This window comes from Marinobacter nauticus ATCC 49840 (assembly GCF_000284615.1).
Classification (GTDB): domain Bacteria; phylum Pseudomonadota; class Gammaproteobacteria; order Pseudomonadales; family Oleiphilaceae; genus Marinobacter; species Marinobacter nauticus.
In genome coordinates this window covers 506,076-526,116 of sequence record NC_017067.1, presented here as the reverse complement: position 1 = coordinate 526,116, position 20,041 = coordinate 506,076, and the positions used below count along the sequence as shown (strand labels likewise).

Sequence of the window (20,041 nt, the reverse complement as noted above, 5' to 3'; positions counted from 1 at the left end):
TTAAGCTCATGAGTTTTCAGCCGTTTTAGACAATTCTTTAGGTACGTGGTTCTACCGACACCTTGTCGTGTCAAAAATGCCAACGTCCCGATCAGACAAGCCTCATACACTAAAACCTGAACAAGCGTACCAGTCCTGAAAGGAATCCCTCGGGACTGAGCACAAAAACAATGAGTGAACGGAGTGTATACATGGTTCTTTCCCCCCGATTCTCAGTACGGGCGGTATCCCTTGCCGTTGCAGCAGTTTCCGCCTCCCTGTCCATGCCCACCAGTGCCAGTATGGGCAACCTGGGCACCAGTTATGGTGTAATGCCGGTCGATGTGGCCACCGCCCAGTCCCTTTCGATGTTCAATGAGCAGGTTTCTGCCACCTACTACAATCCGGCAGCACTGACGAAAGATCCTCGTGGCGAGCTTACGGCGGGTATCCTCCATTCTGAACAGGAGCTGCGCTCCGATAATCCCAACGCCAGCGGTGACATTGTCTCCGACTCCCCTAGCCAACACGTTTTGATCGGCATGAAGACCAACCTTGGGTCACTCACCCGGTTCGGGCACCCCATCTATCTCGGGTTTATTGCGGGCGTGGAAAAGTACGGTAAGGAGATGCTGGCTTTCAGCTCTGAAACCAGCGAGAGCGGACAGTTCCTTCAATACGGGAAAGAACCTTTGTTCCTTAACATCGGTGGTGCAACCCCGATCTGGCGCGGTATTTCCGCCGGTGCTTCGGTTCGGGTAACGCTTGAAGCGACCGCTAATCTTGATGCCGTCTCCACGCTGGGCGGCGAAACCAGCCGTGAGCGCCTTGCGGTCAATGCCGAGCCTTCTCTGAAGACCATTTTGGGCACGAACATCGATCTGGGCAGCACATTTTGTCCTGAATCTGACTGTTTCCTGAACGGATGGGAAACGGCGCTGACCTACCGGACGAAGTCCTCGGCCTCAACCACGGTCGACTCCAACATCATCGTGACCCAGACCATCCCTGATCCCGGGCTCAGCCTGGCTGTGACGACCATCGACTCATTCCAGCCTGAAACAATCGCCATCGGTACCCAATACTCGGGGGACGGCTGGCGCATTGGCGGCAGTATCGAACAACAGAACTGGTCGGAACTGGAAGACGAATTCAGCGGCGACTCCATCAAGGATCAGGGTTCCGTGGCCTCCGGAAACCGCATCGGTTTCGACGACATCCTGATTCCTCGCCTCGGCGCCGAATATCAGTTGAACAAGAACTTTGCCGTTCGTGGCGGTGTTGCCTACGAAGAGTCTCCCCTTAAAACCACCCGTAATCCGGAGCTCAACTACCTGGATACCGACAAACTGGTGGTTGGCCTTGGTATCAGTGCCACTTACGACCGCACCCGCCTGCTCGCCTACCCGGTGCGCCTCGACCTGGGCTATCAGTACCAGCAACTGCAGGAGCGCGACTTCACCGTGGTGGACTACGACGGTGACGAAACCAGTGTCACTGCCGATGGTGATATCCACGTATTCAGCGGATCCATCACCCTGAAGTTCTGAGGAGGCTTGCCATGAAGTACAACAAGACCCTGGCACTGATTCCGGCCATTTTGCTGGCCGCCTGCGGTGGTGGCGACAAACAGTCCATTGACGAAAAACCCAGACCCGGTTCGATGGTCTATTCCTTCCCGATGGATGGGCAAGCCGATGTCAGCCCAAAAGCCGACATCGTACTGCGCTTCTCACACGCCATTACTGATGATGAAGCAACCCTGCAGAACAAGATCATCCTGCAGAGTAGCGGCCAATCCCAGCCTTTTACGGTGACATTGATTGATAGTGGCAAAAGTCTGAAGCTCGAGCCGGCTAACCCGCTTGCGACCGGCGAAGAATTCACCGTGACCTTCCAGGAGCCACTGGCAGCCGAGGGCGGCCGGCAAATCACTACTCCGAACGCGACAGGTGATGACGGCATCCAGTTCGCAACCCGCGGCGCCTATGCGGGTCTCGCCGAACTGGCCAACACCGCAGATACCTTCGATATTGCCTGGCAAGTGCCCGCCAGCGACAGCCCGTTCCAGGCCATGAACTTTTCGACCTTCCGGTTTGCCATGACACAACCGGTGCATCCTGAGTGGCAATCACTCGGCGGCAGTATTCAGCTGCGGGACGCCAGTGGTCAAGAGGTTCCGGCGACGGTACTGGTCAAAGGCAACCGCATTACGGTGGACCCCTGCGTAACCCCCGAACCGTCGCAGTGCGGCAGCAAGCAGGATATTCTCAATACCGGTGAGACCTACACCCTGCAGTTGACCAACCTCGCCAGCCTGACGGACAGCAGTGAAGAGAACCGCTTTACTGGGGAATTCACCTTCACCCCGAGAGACACCGGGCCGACGGTTGTCCTGCAACAAACCGCCGTAGATTCCGGTAATGGCGAACTTACCTCTGTGCTTAACGGCCAGGCCCTCAATGCCGTAACGCTCAACTCGGTACTCCAGGGCGAAGCCGGCCCCTCTCAACAAACCGGGGACCTGTTTGCAGAGCTCGCCTACGCCCCGGCGTTTGATGCTGACGAAGCACTGCCGCTGCGTATTCCCAAGGGCAGTGTGCTGAAAAGCACCAGCCTGAACGTACTCGTGGGTGGCAAGGTACAGGTTCTGGATGCCGCGACCGGCGAAGACCAGCAAACCGGCACCATCAAAGTGACCATGCTCTCGGATGCATCCGGCTACATGAGCCCGAACCAGTACACCGATGACATCAATGCCCCGCGGCATATCACCCTGTTTATGGACGTATCCATGAACACGGAGGCAGCACAGCCGAATGCCGCGCTGTCCCAGGATCTGATGGGGGTTGAACTGCGCGGCATTGCTCTGGTTCGGGACGGCGTTCTGACCATCGACGCCATCGGCATGGTGGAACCAAACCTGCTGGGTCAGGAATTCACCGATTCCACCATTGCCTTCCATCTGCAGGCCGCAACCGATGCCGACTCGGTTCTGGATGCCGAGAACCTGCGGGAACTGGATGCCACACCACCCAGCCTGGTGAGCTGGATGCCCGGCCCTGCGAACGCCGTTCCGGCAACCCGACAGTCCATGCAGCGCCCGGGTGACCCGATCATTCTGTTCTTTGATGAGCCGCTTGATCCGGCATCTGTCGAGAATGGTGTCGAACTCATTGAAAACGGTGCACCGGTAACTAACCTTCAGGCTCGGTTGGATGGAACAGCGCTTGTGCTTAATCCGCAGGGTGGCTTGAAGCATGGCGTACCGTATTCCGTGTCTGTCGACGGACTTACAGACCTGGCGGGCAACCGCGCGATGGTTTCTCCGTTAAGCTTTGAGCTCGATAGCATTGAAGAAAACGGTAGCCCGGGAAATAAAGGATTCCCCCTGGCGTTGACGACCTACCCTGGCTACCCATGTGAAACCGACTACGAAAACACCCTGGATCTGGAAAACGGCGTATTCGGGAAATGCTGGACCGCCGACGCCAACAACGCCGGTGACGTGTTACCCGTCAGCAAAATGCCGGCGGACCGGCCAATCACGGTCGTGTTTTCCAAGTCTCTCGATCTGGATTCAGTCATCGTCGGTGAGACCTTTACCGTTCAGGAAATTGCACAGGAAGCAAACGGTACCGTTACCGTCCTGAACCAACAGGTGGCAGGCCGATTAGAGAAAAACAACCAGCGCATCCGGTTCTACCCAGAGCAGCCGTGGCAGGTCGGTGCGCATTACCGCTACATTCTGGCCTCCTCAGAGCAGAGCGGCACTTGCACTCCTGGACAGTACACGTCGATTTGCGACGAGGACGGCATACCACTGAAAACGGATCTGCTGGAAGGCCTCAATGACGGTGACGGGAACAATGGCCCTGATAATCTTGAGATCGTATTTACCGGTTCAGAAGCGCGCTCCACAGTCTTCACACCGCTGCGGAATCTGCCGATTCGGGACACCAATTCGAATCTTGCGATTGACTGCGATGACCTCGGCAGCGAATCGTGTCTTGAGCCATTTAATCACCAAGGGAGCGATAGTGAAGGCTTTTTGCCCTCGGCAAACGCCGCAAAACTGCTCGTAACCCAGGACCATGCCGAGGATGCCCGGGTTGGTTGTGCGGTTGACGGTGCCGATTGCCCCCGCAAAAAATTCATCTATCAGACCTACGCTCTGAATACGGAGGTTATTGGACCTACCGTGGATCCCGACACCGGGCGAGACGCCGTCAAAGTGCTGCTTTACCCAACCCAACTGGCGACCACGTCTCTCGACGTTCACCTGTCGTTGCTGAGCACGGTTTCCAGCACCGGGCCCCAGGTATTAAGAATGCGCTACGCCAAGGACGATCCTGAATGTACGGGAGCATCCTGCGCCAGAAACAGCCTGATTCCGGGTTACATCACCGAGAATGATCAGGGTGAGACGATTTTCAAAACCAAAGCCGAGCTATTTCTTGATGCCCCCGGGTTGAAGGCAACCGCGTCCATCCTCGGAATTCCCACAGACTTGCCACTGACTCACAACCTCTTTGGCTATCCTTTCACTCTGGAACTGGAAGGGCGTGTGGTGTTCTTTGATGACGGCCGGATGCAGATCGAACAACGGAACTTCAATGTCCCCCACATCGACGTAGAGGCTGTCGCCCTCGGAATCATCAATACGGAAATCCCATTGATCATCCCCGAGCAAGGCGTCTACCTGAATTTTATATCCAACCCGGTGAAGGAAATTCCGGCTCAGTACGAATAGAACACGGGTTACTCAGGTCTACCCTCCTCAGGCCAGTCTCCGGACTGGCCTTTTTTATGGGCCTTTTGGGGCCACAATCACAATCGGTTTTTCATTCCGGGTCGTTTTCCTGATAATCTGGTTGCAATATGAAACCCAACAACAAGAATTCCGGGAGAGCCTGCATGGAAAACGGCGTCCACTACCGCACCTGTCACCTCTGCGAAGCCATGTGTGGCGTTGCCATTGAGGTCAACAACGGCAAAATCACCAGTATCAAGGGCGACGATCAGGATCCTCTGAGCCTGGGCCACATCTGCCCCAAAGCCGTCGCACTTCAGGATCTGCATGAAGACCCGGAGCGCCTGAAGAAGCCGATACGCAAAACTGCCCAGGGCTGGGAAGAGCTATCCTGGGAGGACGCCTTTGACCTGGTTGCCGAGAAGCTTCATGGAATTCGCAGAACCTACGGCCGGAACAGTATCGGGGTCTACCTCGGCAACCCCAATGTTCACAATCACGGCGCCCTGATGACCACCATGCCGTTTTTGCGGGCCATCGGCACCCAGAATCGCTTCTCTGCCACGTCCAACGACCAGCTACCCCACATGTTGGCCAGCCTGGAGATGTTTGGTCACCAGATTCTATTTCCGATTCCGGACATCGACAATACCGACCTGTTCATCTGTATTGGCGGCAACCCGATGGCCTCGAACGGCAGCCTGATGACCGTACCGGACATCCGGGGCCGCCTCAAAGCACTGCGGCAACGCGGTGGGCAACTCATCGTTATTGACCCCCGACGCACCGAAACCGCCCGCCTGGCCGACAGCTTCCATTTTATCCGACCCGGCACCGATGCCTTCCTGCTGATGGCCATGGTACACACTCTGTTCGAAGAGAACCTGGTGGACCCCGGCGCGGCCGAGCGGCTGGTGAAAGACGTCGATCTTCTTCGCCTGGCCGCCTTGCCGTTCTCACCGGAAGCGGTAACCAGGCACACCGGCATTGAGGCTGAGGCCATCCGACAGCTGGCGCGACAACTGGCGAAAACGCCACGGGCAGCTCTGTATACCCGAATGGGCACCAGCACTCAGGCGTTTGGCGGTACCACCACGTGGCTGGCTTACTGCCTGAATATCCTGACCGGCAAGCTGGATATACCCGGTGGCGTACTGTTTACCCAACCGGCGGTGGATCTGGTGGCGCTTGGCGCCATGTCCGGTCAGCGCGGGCATTTCGGTAAGCGCCACAGCCGGGTTCGCGGCCTACCGGAATTTGCGGGAGAGTACCCGGCCAGCACCATGGCCGATGAAATGCTTACACCGGGCGAAGGTCAGGTCCGTGCCTTTGTGACCGTCGCCGGCAACCCTGTGCTATCGAGCCCTAACGGCCAGCGACTGGAGTCGGCCCTGGAGGGGCTGGATTTCATGGTGTCCGTGGATTACTACCTGAACGAGACCACCCGCCATGCTGATGTCATTCTGCCGCCAACGGCGGCCCTGGAGCGCAGTCACTATGATCTGATCTTCAGTCAGTTTGCCGTACGCAACGTGGCCAAATACAGCGAAGCACTGTTTCCGCCGGCGGCCAACGCCCGCCACGACTGGCAGATTCTGCTGGAGTTGGCGCACCGACTGGAAAAACAGCGCAAAGGCGGGCGCCTGCCCATACGCTCGGAAATGGGCTGGAGGGCGTTCAAAAAACTGGGACCAGATCCGATTCTGGATCTGCTCTTGCGAACAGGCCCCTATGGTGCCGACGCCGGCCCGGTGCGCCCATTGGCCCAAACCGCCATCGAACTGGTGATGGACATTCTTCCGGAACGTAACCCCCTCAAAGGTCTGGCCCGGCTGAGTCCACTCAATCGACGTTGGGATGAATTACCTAAAGGCCTATCACTTTCTGCTCTGAAAGCCGCACCGCATGGCATCGACCTCGGCCCCCTGCAACCGGCGTTACCGGAGCGGCTGTTCACCCGCGATGGTCTGATTCAGATGGCACCTCGCCGCTATCTCGCGGATGTGGAGCGCATGCAGGCTACCCTTGAATCTGCCACCGCTGACGGCCTGCTGTTGATTGGCCGTCGCCATGTCCGCAGCAACAACTCGTGGATGCACAACAGCCAGCGCCTGGTCAAAGGCAAAGGCCGCTGCACCCTGCTTATTCACCCGGACGATGCCAGCAAACGAGCGTTGAACCCCGGAGATCATGCCGAGGTTTCGGTTCAGGGGCGAGACGTGGTGATCCCGGTGGAAATCACCGAGGACATTATGCCGGGTGTGGTGTCCATCCCCCACGGTTGGGGTCACCATCGATCAGGCACCGGCCAATCAGTGGCATCGTCCCACGCCGGGGTCAGCATCAACGATCTGTTGGATGATGCCCTGGTGGATCCGGTGTCGGGAACCTCGGTCTTGAACGGCCAGGCAGTTGATGTCAGAGTCTGGCAACCCGAACCTCAACAGAAACCGGCCTGATAATGTGGCCTCTTGAACAAACAGGAGTGTAACCATGCCCAGAGGGCTGCAATTGGTCTTTATTGCCATCGGGCTGGTTATTATCGGTGTGTTACTGGTGTATATCTGGCGCCAATCCCGGCTGCTGTCCGAACAGCGGCTGCGCCAGAAGAAAACCGAGGAGTTTCAGGCCCGGCGTCGGGACGAAATGATTGAAAGCATCCGGATTATCGCCATGGCGGTAGAGGAAGACCAAGTTGAGTATTCCGAGGCCTGTCTGAGATTCAAGGGTCTGCTGGATTACCTGGCCCCGGAACTGCTGGAAAAACCACCCTTTCAGGTGTTCCAGACGGTGCACGACAAGATTCAGCATATGCCCACCCATCGGGCGAGGAAGAATACCGACTCCGCGACCATCCGGGAAATGGACAAAGAACGGTTTGCGGTGGAAAGGGAGTATTCCGATGAAATCCGTCGGGCCGCTACCGCAATCCGGCATCATCGTTTTGACTGACGCCAGGGTTTTGTAACTTTTTGTTACTGGCCGGACGCCCGCCTCAAAAATATGTCAAAGCAAATCAATAGCTTTAAGCCTCAAGGAAAGCTGACACCATGCTCATTTATGTAATCTGCATGCGGTCACCTTTCCTTTTCCCGGAGCTTGTCTAAATTTAAAAACAGGAGGCCGCTCCCACCACACTGGAACAGCCTCCCCGTTGTTTTCTCCTGACAAGTTTGGACGACTCTGCAACAAGCGGGTGAACTTGCCGGCCTCAAAGGCCGGCCCTTTTTTATCCGCCCTGGCTCATCATCCCGGCCATGGCCATAATGCTGTCTTTTCGGCGCACCAGCTCATCAAACTGTTCCTGAACCAGCTCTCTGTCCAGACCCAGCTCATCATAAACGGCCTGAGTTGCCGGCTCACCTGCGCCCAAGGCAACACCACGCTCGGTCAGCAACTGCCGCCCCAGCCACAAAAGACGGGCATATACATTGTGAGGCCCGTCATAGGCAGGATTCTTCTGGTAGCGAATAGCCAGTGTCACCTCGTCCGGCATACCCCAGTTTTCCATCAACTGCGCCGCAATCTGCTCCCGGGTGATCCCCAGCAGGTAATGCTCAATGACACTGGAATCAATGTGCGGGTTCACCTCCAGCGACCGGCAGACCAGCTTGAAATGCGGCGGGAACACCTGAGCCAGTACCAGATGCCCGAAGTTATGGAGCAAACCCGCCAGGTAGGCGAGGCCAAACAGAGGTCGCTGCCCTCGAGGCATCATGCTCGCGAGAATACCCGCAGACTGAGCCTGCCAGATGGCCTGCTGCCAGTAATCCACATAACCGTCCGGATGATCCTTCGGGTGCTTCAGGGCACGCCCCAGCGCCAGGCCCATGGCCAGGTTCATCACAAGATCAAAACCCAGTACCCGGGACACCGCATCGTGGACGGAACGCACCTGCCCTGCAGCGGCGTAGAACGATGATGATGCCCAACTCACGACCTGGGCTGCCAGGCTTGGGTCGCTCTCCACCACATCGACCAGATCCCCCATTACCGCATTGGGGTTTACCCGCAGATGAATGATGCGCTGAGCGGTCTCAGGCAACGGCGGCAGCTCCAGCGTATCCTCCAGTCGCTGCTGAATACGCAAGCCGGTGAACTTTTTGATGGCGGAATGCAGCTGGTCACGGTCGGCGGCGTGATTGTCAAGATTGACGGATATTTTCGCGGTATCCACCGCAAAATCGTGTCGGGCGGCCTTTGCCGTCAACTGGCGGAAATCTTCCCCCGGCATCATCAGGCCCAGGTCCTGTTCCCCCAACTCCAGCGCGACCGCCTCGAGTTCATCCACACGCCGGTCAACTACGGTCGGCCAACCGGTGAGTGATGGCAGCGCCGGCAACTCCTGAAGCCCGGCTTTCTGGCGGACCCGAACCTGCTCGCGCCGCTGCATCATTCTCAGATCCCGCCCCAGACGCTTGTTCAGGGCTTCCAGATCGAGCATATCGTTGCGACGACAGATGGCCTGCAGATTACCTTGATCGTCGCTGAGCAGTACCATTCGGAGCAAATGGCCGGTATCAATCTGGCTTACGCTCCGGAACGATACACCGGGGGCGTTATCACCAAGTGCCTGCTGTACCACAACAGGAAGTTCCATAGCATTCTCCGGACAAAGGTTATCAATCAGTTTTCATGCATTTTGCAGTCATTAACGCGACATTAACAGGCCAATATCGGCCACGAGCACAGGCGTTATGAAATTCATGATCAACACTATACGTCGCCATAACGAATTTTCTCACCCAGCCACCGTCTGATAAGTGCTGAGACTACCCGAGGCTCCCTCATCAGGCTCGGAGCCATGTCACGAATGGGTTCAATCCAACCCTTGTCGCGTTCAAAATCGGCCAGGCGAAACTGCATCAAGCCAGTCTGGCGAGTACCCAGCACTTCTCCAGGCCCCCGAATCTCAAGATCCTTTTCGGCGATAAAGAAACCATCCTGACTGTCCCGCAGCGCCTGTAACCTGGCCTTGCCATTATTGGACAGGGGCGGGTGATACATCAGCACGCAGAAACTGGCTTGCTCACCGCGGCCAACCCGGCCCCGCAGCTGATGTAACTGCGCCAGCCCGAGCCGCTCCGGGTTCTCGATAATAATCAGAGAGGCATTGGGCACATCCACGCCGACCTCGATCACCGTGGTAGCTACCAGCAAGTCCAGTTCACCGTTTTTGAAACGCTCCATTACCGCGGCTTTTTCCTGGGCTTTCAGGCGGCCATGAACAAGGCCAATGGACAGGTCCGGCAACCTCTCAACCAACTCCTGGGCGGTCACTTCCGCCGCCTGGCACTGAAGCGCCTCGGATTCCTCAAGCAGAGTGCATACCCAGTAGGCCTGCCGCCCTTCCCTGCAGGCCTTGCGTACCCGCTCAATGATGTCGTCCCGGCGACTCTCCGGCAGCACAATCGTTTCAATGGGCTTACGCCCTGGTGGCAGCTCATCAATCACGGAGGTATCTAGGTCGGCGTAAGCGCTCATGGCCAGGGTTCGCGGTATGGGCGTCGCCGTCATGATCAACTGGTGCGGCGCCAGCGTTCCGCCAACCCCTTTCTCTCTCAGGGCCAGCCGCTGGTGCACGCCAAACCGGTGCTGTTCGTCGACAATTACCAGCGCCAGGCGCTGGAATACCACGTCATCCTGAAACAGGGCATGGGTACCAATGGCAATCTGAGCACGGCCCTCGGCGACCGCATTCAATGCTGACTGCCGGGCCTTGCCTTTCACCTTCCCCGACAACCAGACCAGCTCCACACCCAATGGCTCCAGCCAATTACGGAAGTTCTGATAGTGCTGCTCCGCCAGAATTTCGGTAGGTGCCATCAAGGCTACCTGGGCGCCGGCTTCGATGGCTTGCAGGGCCGACAGAGCGGCGACCACGGTTTTTCCCGAGCCGACATCACCCTGAACCAGGCGAAGCATCGGCACCGGCTGGCTCAGATCCTGCCGGATATCGGCCATCACATGGCGCTGGGCACCGGTCAGACTAAACGGCAGTTGCTCCAGAAATCGCTCTGCCCGGTCTCCCGCTGGTAGCAGCGGCAAGGCCTCCCGGGCCTGTATCTGCTCCCGGACCTGCAACAGGCTAAGCTGATGCGCCAGCAACTCCTCCATCACCAGCCGCTGCTGAGCCGGGTGCTTTCCCTCTACCAGCAGATGCACCGGGGCGCCGGCCGGAGGCAAATGCACCAGGCGAACAGCCTCGGTTATGCCGGGCAACTGATAGTCCGCCAGCAGTGCCGGGGGCAGCCAGTCCTTGATGGGGTAGCGATCCAGATAGCTCAGGGCCTGCTGACACAGCCCCCTGACCCGGGGCTGTTGAATGCCCTCGGTCAGCGGATACACCGGCGTGAGCGTCGCCTGTTCGGCCGACGGCATGGGAGGTGGATTGGTCTGGTACTCCGGATGGTAGAATTCGTAACCGGCCCGGCCCGGTCGCACTTCGCCGAAACAGCGTACTCGCGTGCCTTCAGCAAGCTGGTTTTTCTGGGCGGCATTGAAGTGAAAAAACCGCATCACCAGAAACCCGGTGTCATCCCGCAACGTCACCTGCAGGCTGCGCCGACGCCCCATCACCAGGTCGGCCTTCATGACCTCACCTTCCACAACGGCAATATCGCCGATACGCAGGCTGCCCATGGGCACTACACGGGTGCGGTCTTCATAACGGTAGGGAAGATGGAACAGGAGATCCTGAATGGAGTGGATGCCCAGCCTGGCAAGTATTTCCGCCAGGGCGCTTCCTACGCCCTTGAGCTGGGTTACCGGGATGTCCTCCAGTGACGTCATACGGCCCTCAGGCGCTTTCAGCAACCGCCGGTGTGTCGGTTTTGGCTTTTTCAATCACCCGGCACTGGCTAGCCGCCAGTGACAGTACATCGATGGCTTTGGGCCGCGGGAAGGTTACACGCCAGGCCAGCGCCACGGTTCGGAAAGGCACCGGCGCCGCAAAAGGCCGCACCGCAAGGATATCTTCCTGGTATTTGATGGCAGTGGCGGCCGACAGCGGCAGTACCGTGATTCCCAGACCGGAGGCCACCATGTGCCGGATGGTTTCCAGCGAACTGCCCTCGGTCACCAGCTCCGGTCTGCCGTTATCCGCCCGTTTGGTGATGGCATCCACCAGGGGCGGACATGACTCCAGCACCTGATCCCGGAAACAGTGGCCGGGCCCGAGCAGCAACAATTGCTCTTTCGCCATCTCTTCGGCCGTCACCTGCTCTTTCTCTGTCAGCGGATGATCTGCTGGCAGCAGCACCACAAACGGCTCATCGTAAAGCGGCAGGGTTACTACTTCCGGCTCTTCAAACGGCAGGGCAATGATGATGGCATCCAACTCTGAGTGCCGCAGCTTCTGGCGCAGGCTGGCGGTGTAGTTCTCTTCTATGTACAGGGGCATGTCTGGCGCCGCTCTGCGCAGCTCCGGTAATAAATGCGGGAACAGGTAGGGTCCGATGGTGTAAATCGCGCCGACCTTCAATGGCGAATTGAGCTGATTCTTGCCGTCCTGCGCCATATCCTTGATCACGCCCACCTGGTCCAGAACCCGCTGGGCCTGCTCAATGATACGCTGGCCAACTTCGGTCACCCGAATACTGCTTTTGCTGCGCTCGAACAATGGGATACCGAGCTCATCCTCCAGCTTTTTAACCGCAACGCTAAGGGTCGGCTGGCTGACATGACAGCGCTCTGCGGCACGGCCAAAATGCCTTTCCCGGGCAAGCGTAACAACGTATCGTAACTCGGTGAGGGTCATGGTGAGCTCCGGTTGACGTACTCAGGTCGAAGTTTCACTTACTTTATCAGCCAAAGGATAAGGATTGAAATTGTCTATGGCAATGACTGATGACAAGCAAAAGGCACAAATTCTGGTGGCGGGCTGCGGCAAGCTCGGAGGTGACATTGCCACGGTTCTGCTGGGCGCCGGAGATGTATACGGGCTGCGCCGCAACCCGGATCGGGTTCCCCAGGGAGTGACCGGGATCGGGGCAGATCTGACCCACCCGGAATCCATGGCTGGCAAGCTTCCGGAACACCTGGACATCGTCGTCTATTGCCTGACGCCATCCAGCTATGACGAAGAGGGTTATCATCAAGCCTATGTCACTGGCCTCAAGAACCTGCTCAACGTCATCGGTGAGCAATCCCTCAAACGGCTGATCTTCATCAGCAGCACCAGCGTCTTTGCGCAGAATGATGACAGCTGGGTCGATGAGAACAGCCCTGCCGATCCGGACCGGTTCACTGGTCAACAAATCCTCCAGGGCGAACGTACCGCCCTGAACAGCGGGCATCCAGCCACCGTTGTTCGCTTCAGTGGCATTTATGGCCCCAGCCGTCAGCGTTTTCTTGAGGAAGTCCTGGAAGGCCGCATGAATCCCCAACCACCCGCGCCTTTCAGCAATCGCATACACGAAGTGGATGCCGCCAACGCTGTGGCATGGCTTGCGCAAAAAGCCCTGAACGGTGAGGACCTGGAGCCACTTTACGTCGCCAGTGATTGCGAGCCGGTTCGGCTGGATGAGGTGGTTGATTGGGTGCGGACTCAGGTGCCGTGCAAAGCCCCGGTGGAAGGCGCCCGTAAAGGCGGGCGGGCCGGTAGCAAGCGCTGCAGTAATCGAAAACTGCTTCAGAGTGGCTTTGAATTCCGGTACCCCGACTATCGGGCGGGGTACCGGGAGATGATCAGCAAGCTCTGACGCTTAGCTGAGCACCATAACGGCTTCCATTTCCACCGGAACGCCTTTCGGCAGCGCGGCTACACCGACGGCGGCGCGTGCCGGATACGGCTCCTGGAAATAGGTGGCCATGATCTCGTTGACAGTGGCGAAGTTGGCCAGGTCCGTCATGTAGATATTCAGTTTGACGATGTCCTTCAGCTCGCCACCGGCCGCTTCACACACGGCTTTCAGGTTCTCGAACACCTGACGGGTCTTGGCGGCAAAGTCGCCCGCCACCACTTCCATGGTTTCCGGGTCCAGCGGAATCTGGCCAGACAGATACACGGTGTCCCCGGCTTTAACAGCCTGAGAGTAGGTACCAATCGCCTGAGGGGCGTTTTCGGTCTGGATAACAGATTTGTTGGTCATGACCTGCAATTTCCTCTTTTCCAAAACGCCAATCGTCACCTTTGGGCGTAGCCACTGTCAACCACGCAAAGGTCTCAGTGCCGAACCCGGCCGATATGGGTCACTGCACGAATGTTCCGGACCCTGCGCATCACCCGCGCCAGATGCTTGCGGCCATTCACATGCACCACGAGGCTGACGATGCCGAAGCGCGCGTTCTGGTCTTCCACACTGATGCGCTCGATGTTTCCGTCTGCCATGGCAACGGCGTTCGCTACTTCGGCAATCACCCCGCGCTGGCGCTCCAGTTCAACCCGAAGCTCCACCGAGAATTCATCGGTAATGTCCTTGGCCCACTTCAGATGGGTCAGCCGGGCACGGCCTTCATCGTCCTCCGGCAGGCGGGAACAGGTATCTGAATGAATTACCATGCCGTTGCCAGAGTCCATCACACCAACCACCGGGTCCCCGGGAATGGGTTTGCAACAATTGGCAAAGCGTACCAAGAGCCCTTCGGTGCCGCGTATGGTGACGGCGCCCTGCTTGCTGTCCGGGGCATTTTCCAGGTTGGCCGGCGCGTCCATCACGTCATTGCCGGACACCAACTGACGGGCCACCAGATAGGCCATACGGTTACCCAGACCAATATCGCTGATCAGATCATCAAAGCTGTTGACCTGGTTGTGATTAACCACCGCCTGTTTCTGGGCATCGCTGATATCCGACAGTTTGGCACCAAAACCCTTGAGCGAACGTTTGAGCAGGGTGCGACCCAGCTCCATGGACTCGGTCCGCTTACGGGTTTTCAGCACATGCCGAATACTGCTTCGGGCTTTGCCGGTCACCACGAAGCTGAGCCAGGCAGGATTCGGGCGGGCGCCAGGCGCGGTGATGATTTCCACCGTCTGCCCGCTTTGCAGCGGTTGACTCAGAGATGCCAGATTGCGATTGATCCGACACGCCACAGAGGCATTGCCGATATCGGTATGGATTGCATAGGCGAAGTCCACCGGGGTGGCCCCGCTTGGCAGCTCCATGATCCGGCCCTTGGGCGTAAACACATAGATCTCGTCCGGGAACAGGTCAACCTTGACGTGTTCAATGAACTCCATGGAATCATCCGCGCGTTCGCGCATTTCCATGAGCCCCTTCACCCACCGATCTACCCGGGATTGATTGATGGTGGTCACGCCGGAGGCTTCGTTTTTGTACATCCAGTGGGCAGCAATACCATTGTTGGCAATGTGCTCCATTTCCTCGGTCCGGATCTGGATCTCGATGTTCACGTGCATGCCGAACAGGGTGGTATGGATGGACTGATAGCCATTCGACTTGGGCATGGCAATGTAGTCCTTGAAACGCCCGGGCAGGGGTTTGTAAAGACTGTGTACGGCGCCAAGTATGCGATAACAGTTGTCCTCGGTATCCGTAATAATCCTGAACGCATACACATCCATGATTTCATGGAAGGATTTCTGCTTGAACTTCATCTTGTTATAAATGGAGTTCAGGTGTTTCTCCCGCCCCAGAATGCGGCCCGGAAGCCCACGCTCCTCCAGCTTTTCCTGCAGCTTTCCCCGGATGTCTTCAATGATCTCCCGGTGACTGCCACGAAGCTTCTCCACCGCCTTGGAAATGTACTTGGCGCGCATGGGATAGAGCGAGGAAAAGCCCAGATCTTCAAGCTCGGTACAGATGGAATGCATGCCCAGGCGATTGGCAATGGGCGCATAGATATCAAGGGTTTCAGTGGCGATACGCAGGCGCTTCTCGTACGGCATTGGGCCAAGGGTGCGCATGTTGTGCAGACGATCCGCCAGCTTCACCAGAATCACCCGGATATCCTTGGCCATGGCCAGGGTCATCTTCTGGAAGTTTTCCGCCTGGGCCTCCGCCCGGGAGCGGAACTCAATCTGGGTCAGCTTGGAGACACCATCTACCAGCTCGGCCACATCCTCTCCAAACTGTTCCGCCAGCGCATCTTTTGGAATGCCGGTATCTTCAATGACATCGTGAAGCATGGCTGCCATCAGGCTCTGATGGTCGAGCCGGAGGTCGGCAAGAATTCCGGCCACAGCCAGGGGGTGGGTAATATAACGGTCGCCGCTTTTACGCATCTGGCCTTCGTGGGCCTGCTCGGCGTAATAGTAAGCCCGTCGCACCTGATTGATGCGATTGGTATCGAGGTAGGAACTGAGCTCTCTGGCCAGTTCTTCTACCGTTGCCTCTGCTGCGACCACCGCGCCTCCATCGTTCTCAGTGTACCGGGGACAAAAAAGCCCGAATGCGTGCATCCGGGCTTCCGTTGTCCTTCTTGGCAGGCTCTATAGTTACACTATAAAACTGCGGAGGCAGATTTCAATGCTTCTCAGTTACCGGCACGTATTTTTACGCATCGCCGGCGACCGGACGAACTCAGTCGTCGTCTTCTTCCAGCAGAAGATCGCGGGTCACCTTGCCTTCTGCAATCTCACGCAGGGCAATAACGGTCGGCTTATCATTCTCTTCCGCAACCATCGGCTCGGCACCCTTGGTGGCGATCTGGCGGGCGCGTTTGGTGGCCAGCATGACCAGCTGGAATCGGTTATCTACGTTTTCCAGACAATCTTCAACGGTAACTCGTGCCATTATCTTCCCCGAACAAAAAGAATCACTGATTTAGCAGACCGCGTAGTTTACTGGCCCCGGCTCAATTTGTATACAGTGAAAACCACCATCACCCGCGAGCGGACAAGTCCCGCAGCAACTCACCGTGGCGAACCTGCTGGGTGGCCATTTTCAGCCGCTGACTGCGGACAATGGCCAGCAGATCAGCTAAAGCCACCGCAAAGTCATCGTTGACCACCAGGTAATCAAACTCGACCGCGTGCCGGCACTCTTCCTCCGCCTCCGACAGCCGCCGTTCAATGACTTCCGGTGCGTCAGTACCACGGCCAACAAGCCGCTGGCGCAGGATTTCAGCCGAAGGCGGCACAATGAAAATGCTCACACATTCCGGAATCAGCCGGCGCACCTGTTCCGCCCCCTGCCAGTCAATCTCCAGGATCACATCCTGCCCGGTAGCGAGGGTTTCCCGCACCCACACCTGGGAGGTGCCATAGTAGTTGCCGAAAACATCCGCATGCTCCAGGAAATCACCCCGGGCAATCATGGCCTCGAACTCATCCCGGCTGATGAAGTGATAGTTCACGCCATCCTGCTCTCCATCGCGCATCGGGCGAGTGGTGTGGGATACCGACACCCCCAGCCGGGAATCCTGACGGAGCATTTCCGACACGAGGCTGGTCTTGCCCGCGCCGGAAGGAGCGGAAATCACAAACAGGGTACCCTGCCCACCGGCCTGCTTCATGGCTTGAAGACTCCTGAACAACAGTTTGCGGCCAACACGCATGGCCAGAAAGCGGCAAATTATACGGGGTTTGACTTATCTCCGCATCCCGGCCCGGGTTCAGCTGTTAGTATGAACGCAAACACCCACAGTAAACGGATACCGCCATGGAAAAACTCCTGATCATCATGGATCACCACCATAAAGACCAAACCGCCCTCGCCCGTGGCGTGGCACTGGCCCGGGCAACGGGCGCAGCGGTGGAGGTCGTGGCGTTTGTGCATGAATATCTGGATGCACTGCCGGGCGATCCGGAGGTACAACAACGGGCCCGACAGGCACTCATGGAACATCGCCAGAAATGGCTGGAACAGATGCTGGCGCTGGCCGATTGCAATGATCTGAAGATCCATGCCCGAACGGTCTGGGAAAAGCACATTCACCTGTGGGTAATTGCCCAGTGCCAGAAAGAGAACGTTGGTGTCGTGGTAAAGACGGGCCATCGCTCAGAAACCTTCCTGTATACCCCAACCGACTGGCACCTGATTCGCGAGTGCCCGTCACCGGTGATGCTGGTGGCGGAGAACAAATGGAACAAGGCTCGGCCAATCCTGGCGGCGGTGGACCTGAGCTCCGACAAACCCGTGAAGAAAGCCCTGAACAATCGCATCATTGATCGCGCCTGGCATCTGGCGAAGGCTCTGGAAACAGAGCTGCACCTGGTGCACGCACTTCATACCTCGGTGGTTCTGGCCGACCTGGACATCATCGACCCTCTGGCCCACGCCAGAAAACGGGAAGCGGCCCTGAAACCGCAGATTGAACACCTGTGCAACACCTGGCACCTGATGCCGGAACAGGTCCACATCGAATCTGGCCCTGCTCAAAAGATCATTCCCAGTGTTGCCAACCGGATCAAGGCCGACATGGTCGTCATCGGCACCACCGGTAAAACCGGCCTGGCCGCCCGTGTCATCGGCAACACGGCCGAAAAGGTGCTGACGCATTTGCGGACCGACCTGCTCGCCATCAAGCCGGCGGAGTAAACCGCACGAACGCCGGGGAGGCACCAATCGCCCCGGCTTATACCTCACTCCAGATTCTGCACCTGTTCCCGCATCTGCTCGATCAACACCTTGAGATCCACCGCAATACGGGTAACCGCCGCATCGATGCTTTTGCTGCTGAGGGTGTTGGCTTCGCGGTTCAGCTCCTGCATCAGAAAATCCAGGCGCCGGCCGATAGCATCGTCGTTCTTCAGGGTGTCGGTAACCTCACTGATGTGGGCATCCAGCCGGTCCAGCTCCTCCGCCACATCACTTTTCTGGGCCAGCATGACCATTTCCTGGGCCACACGCTCCGGATCCAGCTCCACTTTCGCCTTCTCGAACCGGTCTTTCAGATTCCGCTCCTGGGCGGCCAGCAGTTGCGGCATTTTCTCACGCACCTCTGCCACCAGCTTACCCATGGTGGCCAGACGATCCTCGAACAACGGCCTCAGACGCTCGCCTTCCCGTTCGCGCACACTCGTCAACTCAGCCACTGTATCGGCAAACAGATCTGCCGCTGCCTCCTTCGCCGCGCTGTAGTCCTTTTCGGGCAAAGACATCACCCCCGGCCAGCGCAGAATATCGAGCGCATTGATGTGGGCCGGGTTATCCAGCATACGGTTGATATGATTGGCCGCCTCATTCACAGCCCGGGCCATCTCATCACTGATTTCAAAGCCCTGGACATCACTCTCGGCCGACTGCAGGCGCATGGAGATATCGACCTTGCCCCGCTTCAAGCCCTGCTTGCGCAATTCCTCCCGAAACCGGTTCTCAAGCTCACGAAAAGCCTCCGGCAATCGGAACGAAGGTTCCAGATAGCGGTGATTCACCGTACGAATCTCACAAGTAAGAGTACCCCAGTCACCCTGGGCGTCCTTGCGGGCAAAAGCAGTCATGCTGCGGATCATAGTGACTCCAGTGTTCGTCAAAGGAACATCGAGTTTAACAGGCAAACACCCGGAGCGGCGAACCCGACCAAAGGGGCACGCAGCCTCCCCCGCCGGTCGCTTGCTACGTGCTATACTCGTTGCCCTTTCAAAACGCCCGACCGGCACCAGCCGGACATTCATATTCAGAAACAGGACACACTATGCGACCAAGCGGCAGAACGCCTGAGCAACCCAGAGACGTCCGCATCACCCGGAACTACACGCGCCACGCCGAAGGCTCGGTATTGGTGGAATTCGGCGATACCAAGGTGATCTGTACTGCCTCTGTCGAGAACAAAGTACCACCGTTCCTGCGCGGCGAAGGCAAAGGCTGGATCACCGCCGAGTACGGCATGCTGCCCCGCTCCACCGGCAGCCGCATGGGCCGGGAAGCTGCCCGTGGAAAACAGGGTGGCCGCACCGTGGAAATCCAGCGCCTGATCGGCCGCAGCCTGCGCGCCGCAGTGGACCTCGAAGCGCTGGGCGAACACACCATCACCATCGACTGTGACGTGATCCAGGCCGACGGCGGCACCCGCACTGCTGCGATCACCGGTGGCTGCGTGGCCCTGGTAGACGCGCTGAATCACCTGGTAAAAGAGAAACGCCTGAAGAAATCACCTCTCAAACAGATGGTGGCGGCGGTATCTGTCGGTGTCTACAGGGGCACCCCGGTAGCCGATCTGGACTACCCGGAAGACTCCGAAGCTGAAACTGACATGAACGTGATCATGACCGATCAGGGCGGCTTCATTGAAATCCAGGGAACTGCGGAAGGTGCGCCGTTCGAGCAGGCAGAACTGGACGCCATGCTGGCGCTGGCAAGAAAAGCGATTGATCAGTTGTTTGAACTGCAGAAAGAAGCTTTGAGCGCATAGGCCTGACGGCCTACTGAAAGCTAGCGGGTTCGGAGGGGGAAGCCTTTCCGG

General features: G+C 57.8%; 15 protein-coding genes. 7 read left to right on the top strand and 8 right to left on the bottom strand.

Going from position 1 to position 20,041, the window contains the following annotated elements; all coding sequences use genetic code 11:
• Window positions 1-191 precede the first annotated feature (191 nt).
• The 4 genes from aupA to MARHY_RS02300 all read left to right on the top strand — a co-directional run bounded on the left by aupA (window position 192) and on the right by MARHY_RS02300 (window position 7,684).
• Window positions 192-1,529, top strand: coding sequence for an alkane uptake protein AupA (aupA, locus tag MARHY_RS02315; protein WP_041654523.1), 1,338 nt, complete (start codon window positions 192-194; stop codon window positions 1,527-1,529).
• Between the two features lie 11 nt (window positions 1,530-1,540).
• Window positions 1,541-4,732, top strand: a complete 3,192-nt coding sequence (aupB, locus tag MARHY_RS02310) for an alkane uptake protein AupB (RefSeq protein ID WP_014420411.1) — start codon at window positions 1,541-1,543, stop codon at window positions 4,730-4,732.
• Between the two features lie 164 nt (window positions 4,733-4,896).
• Window positions 4,897-7,191: a molybdopterin-dependent oxidoreductase gene (locus tag MARHY_RS02305; RefSeq protein WP_041654522.1), complete on the top strand. Its 2,295-nt coding sequence runs from the start codon at window positions 4,897-4,899 to the stop codon at window positions 7,189-7,191.
• Between the two features lie 34 nt (window positions 7,192-7,225).
• A complete protein-coding gene (locus tag MARHY_RS02300) occupies window positions 7,226-7,684 on the top strand; it encodes a DUF2489 domain-containing protein (RefSeq protein ID WP_014420409.1) in 459 nt (152 codons plus the stop codon).
• Window positions 7,685-7,961: 277 nt separating this feature from the next.
• On the opposite strand, the gene MARHY_RS02295 is transcribed toward MARHY_RS02300, so the two are convergent.
• The 3 genes from MARHY_RS02295 to MARHY_RS02285 form a co-directional block, all read right to left on the bottom strand.
• Complete coding sequence (locus tag MARHY_RS02295; protein WP_014420408.1) at window positions 7,962-9,332, bottom strand: aminoacyl-tRNA deacylase and HDOD domain-containing protein; 1,371 nt, start codon at window positions 9,330-9,332, stop codon at window positions 7,962-7,964.
• Between the two features lie 116 nt (window positions 9,333-9,448).
• Window positions 9,449-11,524: an ATP-dependent DNA helicase RecG gene (gene recG / locus MARHY_RS02290; protein ID WP_041654521.1), complete on the bottom strand. Its 2,076-nt coding sequence runs from the start codon at window positions 11,522-11,524 to the stop codon at window positions 9,449-9,451.
• A gap of 7 nt (window positions 11,525-11,531) precedes the next feature.
• On the bottom strand, window positions 11,532-12,491 hold the full coding sequence (locus MARHY_RS02285; RefSeq protein WP_011784172.1) for a hydrogen peroxide-inducible genes activator: 960 nt from the start codon (window positions 12,489-12,491) through the stop codon (window positions 11,532-11,534).
• A gap of 76 nt (window positions 12,492-12,567) precedes the next feature.
• On the opposite strand from MARHY_RS02285, the gene MARHY_RS02280 reads away from it, so the two are divergent.
• Window positions 12,568-13,434: an NAD-dependent epimerase/dehydratase family protein gene (locus MARHY_RS02280; protein ID WP_023008015.1), complete on the top strand. Its 867-nt coding sequence runs from the start codon at window positions 12,568-12,570 to the stop codon at window positions 13,432-13,434.
• 3 nt (window positions 13,435-13,437) lie between these two features.
• On the opposite strand, the gene ridA is transcribed toward MARHY_RS02280, so the two are convergent.
• The 4 genes from ridA to gmk all read right to left on the bottom strand — a co-directional run bounded on the left by ridA (window position 13,438) and on the right by gmk (window position 17,152).
• Window positions 13,438-13,824, bottom strand: a complete 387-nt coding sequence (gene ridA / locus MARHY_RS02275; protein ID WP_011784170.1) for a deaminase RidA — start codon at window positions 13,822-13,824, stop codon at window positions 13,438-13,440.
• A 74-nt stretch (window positions 13,825-13,898) separates the two neighbouring features.
• Window positions 13,899-16,097 carry a RelA/SpoT family protein gene (locus MARHY_RS02270; protein WP_014420405.1) on the bottom strand — a complete coding sequence of 733 codons (2,199 nt, stop codon included), beginning with the start codon at window positions 16,095-16,097 and terminating at the stop codon, window positions 13,899-13,901.
• A gap of 121 nt (window positions 16,098-16,218) precedes the next feature.
• Window positions 16,219-16,431 carry a DNA-directed RNA polymerase subunit omega gene (gene rpoZ, locus MARHY_RS02265; protein WP_011784168.1) on the bottom strand — a complete coding sequence of 71 codons (213 nt, stop codon included), beginning with the start codon at window positions 16,429-16,431 and terminating at the stop codon, window positions 16,219-16,221.
• Between the two features lie 88 nt (window positions 16,432-16,519).
• The gene (gene gmk, locus MARHY_RS02260; RefSeq protein WP_041654520.1) at window positions 16,520-17,152 is read right to left on the bottom strand and encodes a guanylate kinase; all 633 of its coding nucleotides are present in this window, start codon (window positions 17,150-17,152) and stop codon (window positions 16,520-16,522) included.
• Between the two features lie 146 nt (window positions 17,153-17,298).
• Between gmk and MARHY_RS02255 the strand changes: the two genes are divergently transcribed.
• Window positions 17,299-18,177, top strand: a complete 879-nt coding sequence (locus tag MARHY_RS02255; protein ID WP_014420403.1) for a universal stress protein — start codon at window positions 17,299-17,301, stop codon at window positions 18,175-18,177.
• 44 nt (window positions 18,178-18,221) lie between these two features.
• On the opposite strand, the gene MARHY_RS02250 is transcribed toward MARHY_RS02255, so the two are convergent.
• Window positions 18,222-19,091 carry a YicC/YloC family endoribonuclease gene (locus tag MARHY_RS02250; RefSeq protein ID WP_014420402.1) on the bottom strand — a complete coding sequence of 290 codons (870 nt, stop codon included), beginning with the start codon at window positions 19,089-19,091 and terminating at the stop codon, window positions 18,222-18,224.
• Between the two features lie 182 nt (window positions 19,092-19,273).
• On the opposite strand from MARHY_RS02250, the gene rph reads away from it, so the two are divergent.
• Window positions 19,274-19,990 carry a ribonuclease PH gene (gene rph, locus MARHY_RS02245; RefSeq protein ID WP_011784093.1) on the top strand — a complete coding sequence of 239 codons (717 nt, stop codon included), beginning with the start codon at window positions 19,274-19,276 and terminating at the stop codon, window positions 19,988-19,990.
• Window positions 19,991-20,041: the final 51 nt, after the last annotated feature.